The following is a 16,302-nucleotide window of genomic DNA, read 5'->3' on the forward strand; positions in this document are numbered from 1 at the left end:
TGCAAGGCGTGTGCACGCGCCAGAGGAACTTGCCCGCCAACTCTCCTCCGGGGTTCACTCCTTCGGGTGGCGGGTCAGGTGATGCGCGGCCGCTGCCCACCGGCACTGGGAGGGTCGGGAACCGCATCGAGTGTACGTAGAGTCGACGGTAGTTGACGGAGCGTCACTCGGACCCATGGGTATCACGAGTCAGGAATGCGAGCACCGGTGCAGAAGATGCGGCCTCGTCGCTCAGGCAAGCAGACGTCCTCCGCAGGGGGCGCGCAGTCCACGTCCGGCTCCACGAACGGCACGACGACCGACGTCACACCCGCGGGCAAGGGGCGCCCGACCCACGTACGGAACCGGCTGATCGTCGCCGTGGCCGTCGTCGCCGCCGCCATAGCCGGCGCCGGCGTCCCCTCGGTCGTCGCCGCCTCCGGGCAACTGCACGACTCCCAGCGGCTGGTGACGCTTGCCGAGCAGACCGAGGACGCGCTCACCCTCGCTCACTCCCTCGCCGACGAGCGCGACGAGGTCACCTCGTACATCGCCGCCGGGCGGCCCAAGTCGAAGGCGCCCAGCGAGCAGCGCGGCGTCCGTGTCGACCGCCAGGTCGAGGAGCTGCGCGCCGACACCGACACGCCTGCCTCGCTGCGCGGCGACCTCGACGGCATCGCGACCGTGCGCAGGGCCGCGCTCACCGGCAAGAGCACCGCGCTGGAAGCGCACGCGGCCTACTCGGTCACCATCACCGAACTCCACCGGCTCGCCGAGCAGCTGGCCGAGCAGATGCCGCCCCGCGCGGGCGCCGGCTCCTACGCCCTCGCCGAGCTGGACTCCGCCGTACAGCAGGCCGCCGCCGCCCGCGGGCTGCTGCTCGCCGCCCTCAGCGTGCCGACCACCACCGAGACCGTGATCGACCCGATCACCGGCATCGCGACCACCCGGAAGACCTCCTCGGACGCCGACGCCAAGCAGCGCGCCACCCTCAGCGCTGCCGCCCAGCAGGCCCGGCTGCGCTCCGACGCCGCCCTCGCCGACTTCCACGACACCGCCCCCAAGAGCGCGCGCACCTCGTACGACTCCACGGTCACCGGCCCCGAGATCAGCACCGCCGAGCGGTACCTCACCGCCCTCACCGACCAGGCCACGCTCTCCGACCGGGACCTCGCCACCAACACCCAGCGTGCCGAGGCCGCCCTGTCCGCCCGCGTCGACGCCATGCGCGGCGTCGAGTCAGCCCTCTACGACCGCCGCACCAAGGCCCTCGAACAGCTCCGCGACGACGACGTCACCGCCCTGGAGATCCGCATCGCGATCCTCGGCGCGCTGATGCTGCTCGCCGTGGGCGTCGCCACGGGCATGGCCCGCAGCCTCACCCGGCCCCTCGCCGTGCTGCGGCTTGGCTCCGCCCGGCTCGCCCAGGCCGAGGTCCCGGCGGCCGAGGAGCCGGTCAAGTTCACCGGCCGCAAGGACGAGTTCGCCCAGGTCGTCAACTCCGTCAACGCCCTGCACGCGCACGCCGTCGCCCTCCACGAGCGCATCGCCACCCTGGAGTCCGACCGCAAGCACCTCGTCGGCCAGCGCCAGAAGATGGCCGACGCACGCGACGAGCTGCGCACCGAACTCGCCGACTCCGCCGCCGAGTTGGAGCGGTTGCGGGACACCATCGGCTCCACCTTCGTCAACCTCGCACTGCGCACCCTCGGCCTGGTCGAGCGTCAGCTCACCGTCATCGAGAGTCTGGAGGAGCGCGAGCAGGACCCCGACCGGCTCGCCACGCTCTTCAAGCTCGACCACTTCGCCACGGTCATGCGCCGGCACAGCGAGAACCTCCTCGTCCTGGCCGGTACCGAGCACGTCCAGCAGCACGCCGGACCGGTTCCGCTCGTCGACGTCGTCCGCGCGGCGGTCAGCGAGATCGAGCGCTACGAGCGGGTCCGCATCGCCGCGCTCCCGCCGCACGCGCATGTGGCGGGCTTCGCGGCCGACGACCTCTCCCACCTCCTGGCCGAGCTGATGGAGAACGCGTCGTCGTTCTCCCCGCCCGACCTGCCCGTCGAAATCTCCGGCTGGCTGCTGGAGAACGGCGAGGTCATGCTCTCCGTCCACGACGAGGGCATCGGGATGACCACCGAGCGCATGACCCGCCTCAACTCCCGCCTCGCCGACTTCGACCCCGAGGCCACCTACGACCAGGAGGGCGACGACGGCCTGGGCCTCGGCCTCTACGTCGTCGCCCGCCTCGCCCACCGCCACGGCGTCCGCGTCCAGCTCCGCGAGCAGAAGCAGGGCGGGGTCGCGGCGGTCGCGGTCCTGCCCAGGGGCCTGCTGGCGGCGGCCCCCGCGGCCGCGGTCCCCTCGGACTCACCGCACCACACCGGCACCCACGCCTTCTCCCTGCCCGGCGCCGACGCCGAGGCCAACTCCAACGTCCTGCGCGGCCGCTCGAAGAACGGCGACCCGCTGGTCGCGCTGGCGGAGAAGGCCGTACAGGAGACGCCGCAGGCGCAGCCGGGTGCACCCGAGGCCGAGCAGGAGCGGGAGCACCCTGCCGAGACCACGATGGAGCTCCTGATCCCGTCCCAGCCGACGGGCGAGGAGACGCCCAGTGGGCCGGCGGTTCCCGGACCGGCGCCTGCCGCGCCCGCGACCGAGGAGCCCGCGGTCGACGAACCGGCGACGGGCGAACCGGGGACCGACGAATCCGCAGCCGCCGACGGCGAGGACGCCCCACAGGGGCCGCCTGCGCCCGACGACGATGGCCGCACGGGTGGTGTGGGTGGGAACGACCCCGCCGAAGGCGAAGCCGAGGCGGAACACGAACGCGTCCCGGACCAGCCCGAGGAGCAGCTCACCGACAAGGGCCTCCCCAAACGCACCCCGAGGATCGCCGCCCCCGCCCAGGCCCCGCGCCAGCGGACCGGCACCGTGGACGCCGAAGCCCTCCGCAGGAGGCTCGGCGGCTTCCGCCAGGGAGCGCAGGCCGGCTACCGCGACGTACAGGCAGAGATCGCCGAACAGACCGGCGAGAACAGAACACCCAGCAGTGAATCCGAAGCAGCCACGGGGGGCACAGTCGAGGAGGCAAGCAGTTGACCGCGCCCAGTACCTTCGGACTGAGCAGTGAAGCCCGCAACCTGCACTGGTTGTTGACGAATCTGGTCGAGGAGGTGCCGGGCATCCAGTCAGTCGCGGTGGTCTCCTCCGACGGGTTGCTCCTGCTCTCCTCGGACCACGCACGGAACGCCGAGGCCCGGGAAGCCACGACCGGCAAGCCCACCGGCCCCCGCGGCTCCTCCGCCGACCTCGCCACCATCGTCTCCGGCATCGGCAGCCTCACCATCGGCGCCGCCAAGCTGATGCAGTTCGGCGGGGTGAAGCACACGATGGTCGCGATGGACGAGGGCAGCCTGTTCGTGATGTCCATCAGCGACGGCTCGCTGCTCGGCGTGCACGGTTCCGCGGACTGCGACATGAGCGTGGTGGCCTACCACATGGCGCTCTTCGTCGGCCGCGCCGGCCACGTCCTGACGCCCGAACTCCGCAGCGAGCTACGGAAGTCCCTCGAGACCGCGTCGGCAGGGAGTACCCGATGAGCAACGCCCCGCAGAACAGGCCCCAGCTCCCCGTCCGCGGCGGCGACCGCAAGCCCGCCCGCGTGCGCCCGTACTCGCTGACCGGCGGCCGTACCCGCTTCGGCCACGTCCTGCTCGTCGAGACGTTCGTCAGCAGCACCGCCGCCCTGGAGGCGGGCGAGGAGCGCAAGGAACTGACGAATGGTTCCCTCACCACCCGGGTCATGCCGGAGATGCGGGCCATCGTCGAACTGTGCCGCCGGATGCGCACGGTGGCCGAGATCGCCGCGCTGCTGAAGATGCCGCTCGGCGTGGTTCGCGTGCTCCTCAGCGACCTCGCGGACCAGGGAAAGATCCGGGTGTACGGCACGGGAACCGGCCACGGCACGGGCCGTCCGGACCGCGCTCTGCTGGAAAGGGTGCTCAGTGGACTCCGTCGTCTCTGACGCCGCTCGCGGTGTCTCCCCGCTCCTCGCCGAAGTCGCCGAAGAGGGGCCCGAACAGCCCTGGCAGACGGACCGTACCCGGGCCCCGATCGCCACGAAGATAGTCGTGGCCGGCGGCTTCGGCGTCGGCAAGACCACGCTGGTCACCGCCGTCTCGGAGATCACGCCCCTGCAGACCGAGGCGCTGATGACCGAGGCGAGCGAGGAGACGGACGACCTCACCTCGACGCCCGGCAAGCTGACCACCACCGTGGCCATGGACTTCGGCCGCATCACGCTCGACGACGACCTGGTGCTCTACCTGTTCGGCACGCCGGGCCAGCAGCGGTTCTGGTTCATGTGGGACGACCTGGTGCGCGGCGCGATCGGCGCGGTCGTCATGGCCGACACCCGGCGCCTGAAGGACTGCTTCCCCGCGCTGGACTACTTCGAGAGCTGCGGACTGCCGTACGTCGTCGCCGTCAACCACTTCGACGGCAGTGAGCGCTTCGAACCGGAGGACGTGCGGGAGGCGTTGACGATCCCCGCGCACATACCTGTAATGATCATGGATGCGCGGCGGCGGATCTCGGTCATCGAGACCCTGCTGGCCCTCGTCGGCCACGCACTGGACGTCACCCCCGAGTAGTCCCCGATCCCTGTAGGAGACACCACCCGATGCGGAAGATACTCGTCGTCGGAGCCGGTCAGTCCGGACTCCAGATAGCCCTCGGACTCCAGTCGCACGGGTACGAGGTCACCCTGATGTCCAACCGGACGGCGGACGAGATCCGCTCCGGCCGGGTCATGTCCACCCAGTGCATGTTCCACACGGCACTGCAGCACGAGCGCGATCTCCAGCTGAACTTCTGGGAGTCCCAGGCCCCGAAGATCGAAGGACTCGGCGTCTCGGTGGCGGCCCCCGGCTCCTGGGGCGAGGGCCCCGCGGCGCGGGCGATCGACTGGATGGGGAATCTCGACGGGTTCGCGCAGTCGATCGACCAGCGGGTGAAGATGGCCGGCTGGATGGAGACGTTCGCCCAGCGCGGCGGCCAGCTGGTCATCCATGGCGCGGCGGTCGGCGACCTCGACTACTTCTCCCGTACGTACGACCTGGTGCTGGTGTCGGCCGGCAAGGGTGAGCTCGTCCAGATGTTCGGGCGGGACGCGGAGCGGTCCCCGTACAGCGAGCCGCAGCGCGCGCTCGCCGTGTCGTACGTCCACGGCCTGGGCCCGCGCCCCGAGCACCCGGACACCGAGGCCGTCCGCTGCAACCTCGTCCCCGGCGTCGGCGAGCTGTTCGTCATGCCGTGTCTGACGACCTCCGGGCGGGCGGACATCCTCTTCTGGGAGGGCATACCCGGCGGGCCGCTCGACGTCTTCGACGGCGTGCAGGACCCGGCGGAGCACCTCTCCCTGACCCTGGAACTCATGGAGAAGTACACCCCGTGGGAGCACGCGCGGGCGACCAAGGTCGAGCTCACGGACGCCGGAGGCGTGCTGAGCGGCCGGTACGCGCCGACCGTGCGCAACCCCGTCGGGCGGCTGCCCGGTGGCGGGCTCGTGCTGGGTGTGGCGGACGTCGTCGTGGCGAACGACCCGATCACCGGGCAGGGCTCCAACTCCGCGTCCAAGTGCGCGGCCGCCTACCTCGACTCGATCGTCGAGCACGGCGACAAGGAGTTCGACGAGGCGTGGATGCGCGCCACCTTCGACCGGTACTGGGCCACCGCGCAGCACGTGACCAAGTGGACGAACGCGATGCTCGCGCCGCCGCCGGAGCACATCCTCAACCTCATCGGCGCGGCGGGCCAGCTGCCGCCGGTCGCCGACCGGTTCGCCAACGGGTTCAACGACCCGGCTGACTTCGAGAACTACTTCTATGAGCCGGAGAAGGCCGCGGCTTACCTCGCTGAGGTTTCTGGGTCCTGACCTGCGGCCGTACGGCTCCCAGGACCGGGTTCGACGCGATCGGCGAGATCTTGATCTTCTCGCCGGTGCGCGGGGCCTGGACCACCTTGCCCTTGCCGAGGTACAGGGCCACATGGGTGGCGTCCGGGAAGTAGACGACCAGGTCGCCCGGGCGCAGTTCGGTCAGCGGGATGCGGTCGAGCCGCGCCCACTGCTCCTGGCTGGTGCGGGGGATCGGGGTCCCGGCGTGGGCCCACGCCTCTGACGTCAGGCCCGAGCAGTCGTAGGACTTCGGGCCCTCCGCGCCCCACTTGTACGGCTTTCCCAGTTGCTTCCTGGCGTAGCGGATGGCGCGGCGGGCCTCGGGGGACGGTTTGTGGTCGTCCTTGGCGAGGGCACCGGACGCCATGAAGGCCCGCTGGGACTTGGCGATGTCCTGCTTCTCGAACTCGGCCAGGGCGGTGAGCTGGGCGGCGGTGAGGGAGGCGAGGAGCTCCTCCACCTTCTTCAGACGCTTTCGTACGGCGTCCCGGTCCTTCTTCTGCCGCTCGGCCAGGGCGCGTTGGGCGTCCAGCGCCTTGCGGGCCTGCCGGGCCAGCTCGCCGGCCTTCTTCTCCATGCCGGTCAAACGGCCCACCGTCTCGGCGCGCTCGCGTGCCAGCCGGCCGATGACGTGGCCCTGGTCCAGGGCGTGCTGGGGGTCGCGGGCCAGGAGCAGGCGTACGTACGGGGAGATGTCGGTGGTGTTCTGGTACTGCTGGCGGGCCAGGCGGCCGGCCGCTCCTCGGCTGTCGCGCAGGGAGAGGCGCGTCCGGGCCAGGGCGGCGTCCAGCCGGGCCACCTCGGTGCGCTGTTTCTTCAGCTTCTCCGCGGTGGCGTTGTAGGTCTCCGTGGCCTGCTCGGCCTGACGGTAGAGGCGCTGAAGGTCGGTCAGGAGTTCGGCCGTGGACCGGGCTTGGGGTTCGGGGGCGGCGAGCGCGGGTGCCGGTGAGAGGAGCGCGGCGGCTGTCGTGGCGGTGGCCGTTGCCCTGCATGCCAGACGCAGAAGTCTTCCTGACACGTCATCACCTCCGGTGCGGAGAGGCTCTCTGCTCCGCATCGTGAGGATTAGACCGGGGTGGCCGGTTTGTATGGCCGGTGTGCGCGGTTCGGCGTAACCGGGTCACCCGTCGGAGTCGTCCGGCTTGCCCCGCGGCGTGGCGTCCGGCTTGGACCACGGCCAGTTCAGGCGGCGGGACTGCTTCCCCTCCGGGTCGTACTCGTACTTCCAGCGTTGGGACAGGCCCATGCGGGCGCCCGGGGTGCGGGGGACGCGGTGGTAGACGAGGACGGTCGGCGGGCCGCCGTGCGGGTCGGGGACCGGGATGCGGTACGTCTTGGGCGGGTGGCCGGTGATGCCCAGCAGCACCGGGAGTACACGGCCGTCCATGGGGCCGCCCTCGAAGGGGGTCTCTTCGCTCTTCACGGCACCAGTCTCAGCTATCCGCGGTCAGCTTCCGCGTCAGTGCCGCGGTCTGGGGGTCCCGGTCCGCCGTGACGGAGAGTACGGCGACGAACTGGTCGACCAGCCAGTCCCGTAGCTCCTCGACGGGGGGCTGTTTGTCCTCGTCGAGCCAGATGAGGGAGGCCGCCTCCACCGCCGTGATCCACATCCGTACGGTCATGCGCAGGCGGAGGCCGGGGTCGGTGACCTCCAGGTGGCTGAGGATGTGCTCGGCCGCGGCGCGGCGTACGCCGTCGACGATCGCCGTCGTACGGGAGGTCTCCACGACGCTGCCGCCCTGGAGCAGCGCGCTGAATCCGGCGTCGTGCTCGTCCACGAAGGCGAGGTAGCGGTCCAGGGCGCGGGCGAGGCGGGCGAGGAGCGGGCCCTCCGGGGGCTCGTCGAAGCACTGCTGGAGCTCTTCGGCGGCCGACCTCAGGGCAGCCTCGTACAGCTGCTGCTTTCCGCCCGGGAAGTACCGGTACACCAGTGGCCGTGACACTCCGGCCGCCTCTGCCACGTCGTCCAGGGACACGTCCTCGGGGGCGCGGTGCGCGAAGAGGGTGAGGGCGGCGTTGAGGAGCTGGGCGCGGCGTTCCTCGACGCTGAGGCGGCGGTAGGCCGGGGCGGCGGGGGTCATGAGGGCAGCCTAGTCGCCATGGGGGGTGCTGAGATTTGGCGGCTGCGGGCCGGTTGTGGCTGGTCGCGCCCACGCGGCGGAGCCGCATGTCGATACAGCCCCCCGCGCCCCTTGGGGCGCTGCAGCGCCGTCGGCTGACAAGCCCCCTAGCCTGCGGGCAGTCGTGCCGCTGGGGCGGCTCCCGACCCAAAGAAGGCGGCACCCCGCAAGCGCGGGCGAGCGTCCCGACCCTGCGCCAGCCCCCACTCACGCCAGCAAACCGGACGACCTCCACAGCCGCCGCCCGACCCCCCGCAGCACGCCGATGTCGTCCAGGAAGTCCGTCAGCTTCTTCGCCCCCGTCTGCATGACCTCCCGCCGGTGGCCGCTCGCCTTCACCTGCGCCATCGCCTCCCGTTTGTCCAGCCCCACGTTCGTGTAGACCTCGGGATTCACGAACGCCACCGAGAACACCCGCGCGAACTCACCGGAGGTCACCCGCGTGAACTCCTGGGACCACCGCGGGGCCGTCAGCATCTGGCGGCGCAGCTCCTCACGGGCGTACCGCACGTGGCGGGCCTCCTCGACCACGTGGATGCGGGTGACGCCGCGTATGAGGGGCTGTACGCGCTCGTCGGGGAACGTCAGCCGCTGCATCCAGTCGAGGACCTCCTCGCCGAGGAGGGTCGCCGTGAAGGAGCCGGGGGTGGTGGAGATCGTCTTGAAGAGGCGGCCCAGGTGCTGGTGGGTGCGGCTGACGGGGTACCAGGGGGTGTCTCCGTGGGAGATCAGGCGGGCGAACATCTTGGAGTGGCGGCACTCGTCCTCGATCTCGGTGAGGGCGTAGCGCACGTGTGCGCTGGTCGCCGACTTGTCGTAGATGTGGCGGACCAGGAGCTGCATGAGGATGATCTCGAACCAGATCCCGAGGGAGGCGAGCGCGGCCGCCTCGTGCCGGGAGAGGAGGAGGCGCTGCTCCTCGCTCATCCGCTTCCACAGGGGGGTGTCGTAGAGGGAGAGCAGCTCCGGGGGCCAGAACCACTTGCCCTCCTCGAAGGGCGCGTCCCAGTCCAGCTCCGTGTCGGGGTCGAAGGAGTGCTTGGCGGACGAGGCGAGGAGGCGCTCGGCCACCTGTTCGCGGTCCTTGAGCAGGCCGAGTGCGTCGCGCAGGCCGTCGAGCGCGTCGGCGTCCGTCAGGGTCGTCATCGGTCCCTCACCTCGTTACCGGGGGTACGTCGTCCGCGTCTTATGAGACTGCTTGTCAGCAAGGCCGTCAATCCCTTGCGCATGACTTGTTGACCCGGCGTCTACTGCGCGTGAGTCTGCCGGAGCCGGGGCGACATCGAACGTCTGGGCGACTCGTCGCTGAAAAGTTGGGCAGGCTGACGCGTACACCACGAGAGGCCGGCCGCCTTCCGGCCCGAGGGCGCCCAGCCCTATGACGACCGGATGCTGTCCTGGCAGATCCCCGACCGCACGGTCTCGATCTGGACGCTGTCGGGCCGGGTGAAAGGGGTGGCGTTCACCGCCTCACCGGAGCAGTTGGCCCGGCCGGCCCTGTACCGCAAGGGCGAGTCCGACCTGCTGTACCGCGACGGCATGTGGTTTCTGAACGCCACCTGCGAGATCCCCGAGGCGGAGCCGAACACCACCCAGGACGGCTTCCTCGGCATTGATCTGGGCATCGTGAACATCGCCACCACCTCGGACGGCCAGATCATGGCCGGTCGCGCCCTGAACCGGGGACGGCTGCGCGAACGCACGCTGCGCACCAAGCCGCAACGCACGTTGTGGCGGCGCGGGGCGCAGTCAACCGCCCCAGACCCGCCCCCGAAACCCGAGGGCGGGACAGGACGCAAGCGCAGCACCACCGCCAGTGGCGCCCGTTGTGCGAGCCCGGGACTTCAGTCCCGGGTCGTCGACCCAGTTTCTGCCCGGCGAGCAGGGCGCACCCGCGCTACCACGGGCGGCATCGTGGCCGCCCGCGAGGGCGTCGAGGTCATGGCTGAGGAGTGGTCGTGGCGCCGGGAACTTCTAGACCGAGCACCCCAGCCCCTCCGGCACCTCGCCCAGCACCGGCTCCGCCCCCTGCGCCGGGAACGACGTGCGCAGGTTGAAGGCGTACGGCGTCGGTCCGTGGGTGCGCAGGTGCAGGAGGCGGGACTCGGCCTCCGCCACCGTCGGCCGGTGGCCGGCCGGCACCCACCACAGCGCCGTCATCGCCTCCTGCACCTTTTCGAACCACTCCCGGCGGCGGGCCAGCATCTCGCGGTGGCGGCCCTGGTACATGTACGCGGTCAGCGCGTTCGTGTCCCGCCACATCGTCAAATTGATGATCAGCCACTCGTCGCCGAAGACGCTCACGTCGGTCGCGTCGCCGGAGTCGCCCTTCAGCCGCCAGACGAAGCCGTCGGCGGCGTCGGCGTCGGCGTTGACGGGGTCGAGGTTGTCGACGAAGTCCTTCAACTGCGGGGAATCCAGCGGGGCCTTGAGGCGGGCGATGTTGACCTGGGCGAGTTCGTAGGCGGCTTCCGGGGCGGTTGATGGCGTCATGGACCGAACGATAGGTCGGGAGCGGTCGCGGGCCCAGGGGGCGTCTCAGTACGTGGGCACATGTCCCTCTTTCACAGGCGGGACGGCGTGTGCGTGAGTACCTGTGCACCGACGTCTTACGGGCGGGAAACCGTGCCCTGACCGGCCCGCCCGTAGCGTCGCCGGGCATGACGGGGAATGTACTGACCGCCCTCCGCTCCAGCGTCCGCCGCCCGGCCGGCCTTCCCGGCTGGAACTCCATCCGCGGCCGGATGGCCATCGTGCTGGCCGTTCCGACCTGTCTGCTGCTCGCCCTGATCGGGCTCGGCGTCGCCGACCGGGCCGCCGACTGGTCCGCCGCCCGGGCGACCGAGGCGCAGGTCGGGGTGCTGTTGCGGGCACAGGAGCTGGTCAGGGAGGTGCAGCGCGAACGCGGGCTGACCAACGGGCTGTTGGGCGGTGAGGAGGGCTACCGCGACGACGTCGCCGCGCAGCGCGTCCGTACCGACGAGGCACGGGACGCCCTGCGTGCCGCGCTCGACGAGGAGAGCGGGGCGCTGCCCGACGCCGCGGTCTCCGCGCTGCGGGCCGCCGACGTTCCCTTCGCCGCCCTCACCGCGACGCGCGAGGATGCCGACGCCGGTACCGCCGATCGTGCCGCCACCCTGCGGACGTACACCAGGGCCGTCACCGCTCTCATCGACGCCGAGTCGGCCGGTGCCCCGGACGGCGACCGGCGGATCGCGCAGGGCGTGCAGGCGCTCCAGGCCCTCGCCCGGGCCACCGAGGCCGTCGCACTCGAACGCGGCTCCCTCAACGGGGTGTTCGCGGCCGGGCGGTTCCGGGACGGCGAGTACCTGGACTTCACGGAGGTGCGGGCCGCCCGGGTGGCCGCCCTGGGGCAGTTCCGGCAGCTCGCGGGGGACGGCGAGGAGTCCGCGCTCGACGGTGCCTTCGGTACGGCCGCCGCGCGCCGGGTCGTCGGATACGAGGCGCGGGCCGAGCGGGGGGCCGACGGATCCGCTCTCGCGGTTTCCCCCGGCCGCTGGTGGGCCGACATGAGCACCCTCGTCGACGATCTGCACGGGGTGCAGCGGTCGGTCGGCGACGACGTCCGTGCGCGGGCCGCCGAGGCCGGTTCCGCCGCCACACGCCAGCTCGGCGGCTTCCTCGCCCTCGGGGCGCTGATCCTCGCCGTGGCCGTAGCGCTCGCCGTCTTCTCGGCCCGCTCCATCACCCGGCCCCTCGGCGCCCTCGCCGACGAAGCGGACGCCGTTGCCGGGAGCCGGCTGCCCGAAGCCGTCCGGCGGATCCAGGAGGCCGGCCCGGACACACCGCTCTCCGACGATGTCGAGCGGCCCGAACTTCCCGGTGGCGCGCGGGAGATCAGCCGTCTGGCCGCCGCCCTGCGCAACGTCGAGGACGCCGCCGTCGGACTCGCCGCCCAGCAGGCCGTCCTGCGCCGCACCAGCACGGAGTCCCTGGCCAGCCTCGGCCGCCGCAACCAGAGCCTGCTCAACCGGCAGCTCGGCCTGATCACCACCCTGGAGAGCCAGGAGCTCGATCCGGACGCCCTCGCGGAGCTCTTCGAACTCGACCACCTGGCAACCCGGATGCGTCGCAACGCCGAGTCCCTCCTCGTGCTCGCCGGGGAGGAGTCGCCGGCCCGGTCCTGGAAGGGCACGGTCCCCGTCGCCGACGTGGTGCGGTCGGCGGTGTCGGAGGTCGAGCAGTACCGCAGGGTGGCCGCGGTGGACATCGAGCAGGGCGGCGTCCGCGGCCACTGCGTCGCCGAACTGTCCCACCTGCTCGCCGAGTTGGTGGAGAACGCGCTGATGTTCAGCCCGCCCGCGCAGCCCGTCGAGGTCTACGGCTGGCGGGACGGCGCCGAGTACTGCCTGGCCGTCGTGGACCGGGGGATCGGGATGACCCCGGAGCGCCTGGCCGAGTCCAACGCCGTGCTGTCGGGGAAGGCCGACTCCCCGCACGCCGCCCCGACCCGGTTCCTCGGGCACCACGTCGTCGGCGCCCTCGCCGCCCGCCTCGGCGCCCACGTCGAGCTGCGCCCCACCCAGGGCACGGGCGTCACCGCGTACGTCGCCCTGCCGGCCGCCCTGATGCAGGCGCCGACGTCAACCGCCGCCCTTCGAGGATGACTTCAGCACCGCCTGCATCACCGCCCGCGCGATCGGCGCCGCGTCCCCGCCCCCGCTGATCTCGCCCCGGTCCGCGTCCGCGTCCTCCACGACCACCGCGACCGCGACCTTGGGCTCCAGATCGCGGTCGCCCTGCGCCCAGGAGACGAACCAGGCGTACGGCGTCCCGGAGTTGCCCAGGCCGTGCTGGGCCGTGCCGGTCTTGCCGCCGACGGTCGCGCCGGGGATCCAGGCGTTCGTGCCGGTGCCCTCGCGCACCGCGTCCGCCATCAGTTCCTTCAGCAGTACGGCGGTCGACGGGTGCATGGCCTGCCGCGCCGGGCGTGACCCGGCCGTCGAGACCGTGCCGCCCCTCGCCCGGGTCGTGCGCTCCACCAGATACGGCGAGCGCACCTTGCCGCCGTTCGCCACGGCCGCCGCGACCATCGCCATCTGCAGCGGAGTGGCCCGCGTGTTGTACTGGCCGATCGACGACAGGGCGAGCTGAGCCCGGTCCACCTTCGGGTCGAAGGTGGACTCGGCGACCGAGAACGGGATCCGCAGGTCCGCGTCGTTGAAACCGAAGGCCCCAGCCGTCGCCGCCATCCGCTTCGCCCCCACCCGCACGCCGAGCTTGGCGAAGACCGTGTTGCACGACCACTCGAAGGCTTTCCGCAGCGGAACGTCCTCGCAGCCGTCGGACGCGTTCGTCAGCGAGGTCCGGGTGCCCGGGAGACGGTACGGATCCGGGGAGTCGGTCGGCTCGTCCAGGTCCTGGACCACGCCCGAGTCCAAGGCGGCCGCCGCGGTCACCACCTTGAACGTCGAACCCGGCGGATACGTCTTGCGCACCGCCCGGTTGAGCATCGGTTTGTCCGCGTCGCCGTTCAGCGACTTCCAGGATCGGGGCACGGACGAGCCGTTCCCCGACAGTACGGACGGGTCGTACGACGGGGCGGACACCAGGGCCAGGATCCGCCCGGTCGCCGGTTCGATCGCCGCCACCGCGCCCTTGCGGCCGGCCAGCCCTTCGTACGCCGCCTCCTGCGCGCCCCGGTGCAGGGTGGTGACGACGTCGCCGCCGGGGTTGCGGCCGCGGGCGAGGCCCTTCCAGAACGGGAACGGCGAGAGCAGCGGGTCCGTGCCGGACAGGACGCCGTCCTCGGTGTGCTCCAGGAGCGATGTGCCGTACACCTGCGAGGCGTAGCCGGTGACGGGGGCGTACATCGGGCCGTTGGCGTACGTCCGTTCGTAGCGGAGGTGCTCCCCGGTGTCGTGGGAGCCGGTGACCGGTTCACGGCCGACCAGGATGTCGCCGCGCGGCTGCCCGTAACGGGCGAAGTTGGCACGGCGGTTGGCGATGTTGTCGTCGTAGCCGGGGGCCTCGAAGACCTGCAGGCGGGTGGCGTTCACGAGCAGCGCGATCAGCAGCAGGGCGCAGAAGAACGCGGCATGGCGGATGTGCCGGGTCATCGGGCGGCCTCCGCGCGGTCGTCGTACGCCGTCATTCGGTCTGCCTCCTCGCCCTTGGGAACGCCGAGCCGGCTGCGTGACCGGTCGCTCACCCGGATCAGCAGCGCCACCATCGCCCAGTTGGTGACCACCGACGAGCCTCCCTGGGCGAGGAACGGCATCGCCATGCCCGTCAGCGGGATCAGGCCCGTCACCCCGCCCGCGATCACGAACACCTGGAGCGCCAGGATCGAGGCGAGCCCCACCGCGAGCAGCCGGCCGAAGGGGTCCCGCAGGGCGAGGCCCGCCCGGTAGCCGCGCTCCACCAGCAGGCCGTAGAGGAGGAAGATCGCCGTCAGGCCCGCCAGGCCCAGCTCCTCCCCGGCCGTCGCCAGGATGAAGTCCGACTTGGCCGCGAAGCCGATCAGGATGGAGTGGCCGAGCCCCAGTCCCGTGCCGAACATGCCGCCCGCCGCGAAGGCGAACAGCGACTGGGCCAGCTGGTTGGGGCCCTCGCCCGCGTCGATCGAGGCGAACGGGTGCTGCCAGTCCTCGACCCTGCTGTGCACATGCGGCTCCAGCTGGCCGACGGCCACCGCGCCGAGCGCCGCGAGGAGCAGGCCGAGCGCGATCCAGCCGGTGCGGCCCGTGGCGACGTAGAGAAGGACCACGAACAGGCCGAAGAACAGCAGTGAGGTGCCGAGGTCGCGTTCGAGGACCAGCACGCCCACGCTCAGCAGCCAGATGGCGACGATCGGGCCGAGGACGCGCCCGGTGGGCAGTTGCAGTCGGTCGATCCCGAGGACACGACGGCCCGTGTACGCCAGCGCACTGCGGTTGGCGGCCAGATACGCCGCGAAGAACACCGCGAGCAGCACCTTCGCGAACTCGCCGGGCTGGATGGAGAATCCGGCGATCCGGATCCAGATGCGGGCGCCGTTCACCGAGGGGAAGAAGATCGGCAGGGTGAGCAGGACGAGGGCGGCCACGACACAGACGTAGGAGTAGCGCTGGAGTACACGATGGTCGCGCAGCAGCAGTACGACCACGATGAACAGCGCCACGCCCAGCGTGGACCAGATGAGTTGGGCGGGTGCCGCGTGGTCGCCCGGTGTCTCCAGGTCGAGCCGGTAGATCAGGACCAGGCCGAGGCCGTTGAGCAGTACGCCGATCGGCAGCAGCAGGGGATCGGCGCAGGGGGCGCGCAGGCGCACCGCCAGATGGGCGACCAGCGCGAGCACGCCGAGCCCGGCTCCGTAACCGGCGGCACCGGGCGGGACGGTGCCGTTCTTGGCGAGGCCGACCGCGCAGTAGCCGTACACGGAGAGCAGGACGGCCACGACGATCAGGGACAGTTCGATGCCACGGCGCCGGGGGAGACGTGCGGCGGGAGCGGGCGCGTCCGCTGCCACCAGGGTGGTTCCGGTGGTTCCGGCCTTGGTCATGCCCGGAACCTACCCAAATAGTCCGTCTTGTGTGCCTTACGGCTCAGCACCAGCGCGGCGCGGGCCCGATGTTGTCGATGTACCGGGCCGCACCCCAGGCCCAGGTGCCGTCCGCGAGCAGGTACCACAGGGGGTTGCCCTGGATCCGCTGGCCCGGCGTCTTGCAGAAGATCCTGACGATGTCGCCCTTGTGGACGACCCGGATCACCTGGCTGCGCCGGTTGGGCGCACTGCGCAGCAGCAGGGTGTTCGCGGTGACGCGCCCCTTGGCGAACCGACGGTCGTCGTCGTCCCGGTCGCCCCCGTCGCCGCCCTGGCCGCCGCCCCAGTCGCCGCCCCCGTCGCCGCCCTGGCCGCCGCCCCCGTCGCCGCCCTGCCCCTCGCCCCCGTCGCCGCCCTGGCCGCCGCCTCCGTCATCCTGGCCCCCGCCCCAGTCCCCCTGGGACGCGCCCGAGTCGCTCCCGGACCCCCACTCGTCATCGGCGGCAGCGGGCGTGGCGAAGGCCGCGACGGTAAGAGTGCCGACGGCTATGGATATGGCGAGGCGCGAGCGCAGGGCCATGGGAACCTCCAGGAAAGAGGGGGCGAACCTGACTAACCGCCACATTAAGAGCGCGTCGGGAGGGTCGCGCGCCACGCTGGGCCATAGGGGCAGCGCCCCGCAGGGGCGCGAGGCTGTGTCGATGTGCGGCTCCGCCGCGCGGGCGCGACAAGCCCCCACCATCCCGCGCCCGACGAAC

At 71.7% G+C, this 16,302-nt stretch carries 15 protein-coding genes; 6 read left to right on the plus strand and 9 right to left on the minus strand.

Annotated features, from left to right (window positions below):
* Positions 1 to 195 precede the first annotated feature (195 nt).
* The 5 genes from ACIREI_RS15350 to ACIREI_RS15370 are packed head-to-tail and all read left to right on the plus strand — an operon-like array spanning position 196 to position 5,917.
* Entirely contained in the window at positions 196 to 3,081 is a 2,886-nt protein-coding gene (locus ACIREI_RS15350; RefSeq protein WP_403332576.1) for a nitrate- and nitrite sensing domain-containing protein, read from the plus strand.
* Positions 3,078 to 3,581: a roadblock/LC7 domain-containing protein gene (locus ACIREI_RS15355; RefSeq protein WP_403332579.1), complete on the plus strand. Its 504-nt coding sequence runs from the start codon at positions 3,078 to 3,080 to the stop codon at positions 3,579 to 3,581. Before ACIREI_RS15350 ends, ACIREI_RS15355 begins: the two co-directional genes overlap by 4 nt.
* Entirely contained in the window at positions 3,578 to 4,006 is a 429-nt protein-coding gene (locus ACIREI_RS15360) for a DUF742 domain-containing protein (protein ID WP_403332582.1), read from the plus strand. The genes ACIREI_RS15355 and ACIREI_RS15360 overlap by 4 nt, the downstream gene beginning before the upstream one ends.
* Positions 3,987 to 4,634, plus strand: a complete 648-nt coding sequence (locus ACIREI_RS15365) for a GTP-binding protein (RefSeq protein WP_403332584.1) — start codon at positions 3,987 to 3,989, stop codon at positions 4,632 to 4,634. Before ACIREI_RS15360 ends, ACIREI_RS15365 begins: the two co-directional genes overlap by 20 nt.
* A gap of 29 nt (positions 4,635 to 4,663) precedes the next feature.
* Positions 4,664 to 5,917, plus strand: coding sequence for a styrene monooxygenase/indole monooxygenase family protein (locus ACIREI_RS15370; protein WP_403332587.1), 1,254 nt, complete (start codon positions 4,664 to 4,666; stop codon positions 5,915 to 5,917).
* Here the strand turns inward: ACIREI_RS15370 and ACIREI_RS15375 are convergent.
* The 6 genes from ACIREI_RS15375 to ACIREI_RS15400 all read right to left on the minus strand — a co-directional run bounded on the left by ACIREI_RS15375 (position 5,835) and on the right by ACIREI_RS15400 (position 10,551).
* Positions 5,835 to 6,956 carry an NlpC/P60 family protein gene (locus tag ACIREI_RS15375; protein ID WP_403332590.1) on the minus strand — a complete coding sequence of 374 codons (1,122 nt, stop codon included), beginning with the start codon at positions 6,954 to 6,956 and terminating at the stop codon, positions 5,835 to 5,837. The genes ACIREI_RS15370 and ACIREI_RS15375 overlap by 83 nt on opposite strands.
* 102 nt (positions 6,957 to 7,058) lie before the next feature.
* Positions 7,059 to 7,361, minus strand: a complete 303-nt coding sequence (locus ACIREI_RS15380; RefSeq protein WP_403332592.1) for a hypothetical protein — start codon at positions 7,359 to 7,361, stop codon at positions 7,059 to 7,061.
* 10 nt (positions 7,362 to 7,371) lie between these two features.
* Positions 7,372 to 8,019 (minus strand): TetR/AcrR family transcriptional regulator, encoded by a 648-nt coding sequence (locus ACIREI_RS15385; protein ID WP_403332595.1) that lies wholly within the window; start codon positions 8,017 to 8,019, stop codon positions 7,372 to 7,374.
* Between the two features lie 246 nt (positions 8,020 to 8,265).
* Positions 8,266 to 9,204: a diiron oxygenase gene (locus ACIREI_RS15390; protein WP_403332597.1), complete on the minus strand. Its 939-nt coding sequence runs from the start codon at positions 9,202 to 9,204 to the stop codon at positions 8,266 to 8,268.
* Between the two features lie 230 nt (positions 9,205 to 9,434).
* Positions 9,435 to 9,719, minus strand: coding sequence for a hypothetical protein (locus tag ACIREI_RS15395; protein ID WP_403332600.1), 285 nt, complete (start codon positions 9,717 to 9,719; stop codon positions 9,435 to 9,437).
* Between the two features lie 313 nt (positions 9,720 to 10,032).
* Positions 10,033 to 10,551, minus strand: a complete 519-nt coding sequence (locus ACIREI_RS15400; protein ID WP_403332603.1) for a DUF3291 domain-containing protein — start codon at positions 10,549 to 10,551, stop codon at positions 10,033 to 10,035.
* Positions 10,552 to 10,718: 167 nt separating this feature from the next.
* Here ACIREI_RS15400 and ACIREI_RS15405 point away from each other — a divergent pair, with 167 nt between their 5' ends.
* Positions 10,719 to 12,686 carry a nitrate- and nitrite sensing domain-containing protein gene (locus tag ACIREI_RS15405; protein ID WP_403332606.1) on the plus strand — a complete coding sequence of 656 codons (1,968 nt, stop codon included), beginning with the start codon at positions 10,719 to 10,721 and terminating at the stop codon, positions 12,684 to 12,686.
* Here the strand turns inward: ACIREI_RS15405 and ACIREI_RS15410 are convergent.
* From ACIREI_RS15410 to ACIREI_RS15420, 3 genes are read right to left on the minus strand one after another with little or no spacing between them, the layout of a single operon-like run.
* Entirely contained in the window at positions 12,663 to 14,138 is a 1,476-nt protein-coding gene (locus ACIREI_RS15410) for a penicillin-binding transpeptidase domain-containing protein (protein WP_403332609.1), read from the minus strand. The two genes, ACIREI_RS15405 and ACIREI_RS15410, sit on opposite strands and share 24 nt — an antisense overlap.
* Positions 14,135 to 15,562, minus strand: a complete 1,428-nt coding sequence (locus ACIREI_RS15415) for an FtsW/RodA/SpoVE family cell cycle protein (RefSeq protein ID WP_403332612.1) — start codon at positions 15,560 to 15,562, stop codon at positions 14,135 to 14,137. Before ACIREI_RS15415 ends, ACIREI_RS15410 begins: the two co-directional genes overlap by 4 nt.
* 43 nt (positions 15,563 to 15,605) lie before the next feature.
* Complete coding sequence (locus ACIREI_RS15420) at positions 15,606 to 16,124, minus strand: SH3 domain-containing protein (protein WP_403332615.1); 519 nt, start codon at positions 16,122 to 16,124, stop codon at positions 15,606 to 15,608.
* Between the last annotated feature and the right edge of the window lie 178 nt (positions 16,125 to 16,302).

It is taken from the genome of Streptomyces sp. NPDC093591 (assembly GCF_044764885.1).
Lineage (GTDB): Bacteria > Actinomycetota > Actinomycetes > Streptomycetales > Streptomycetaceae > Streptomyces.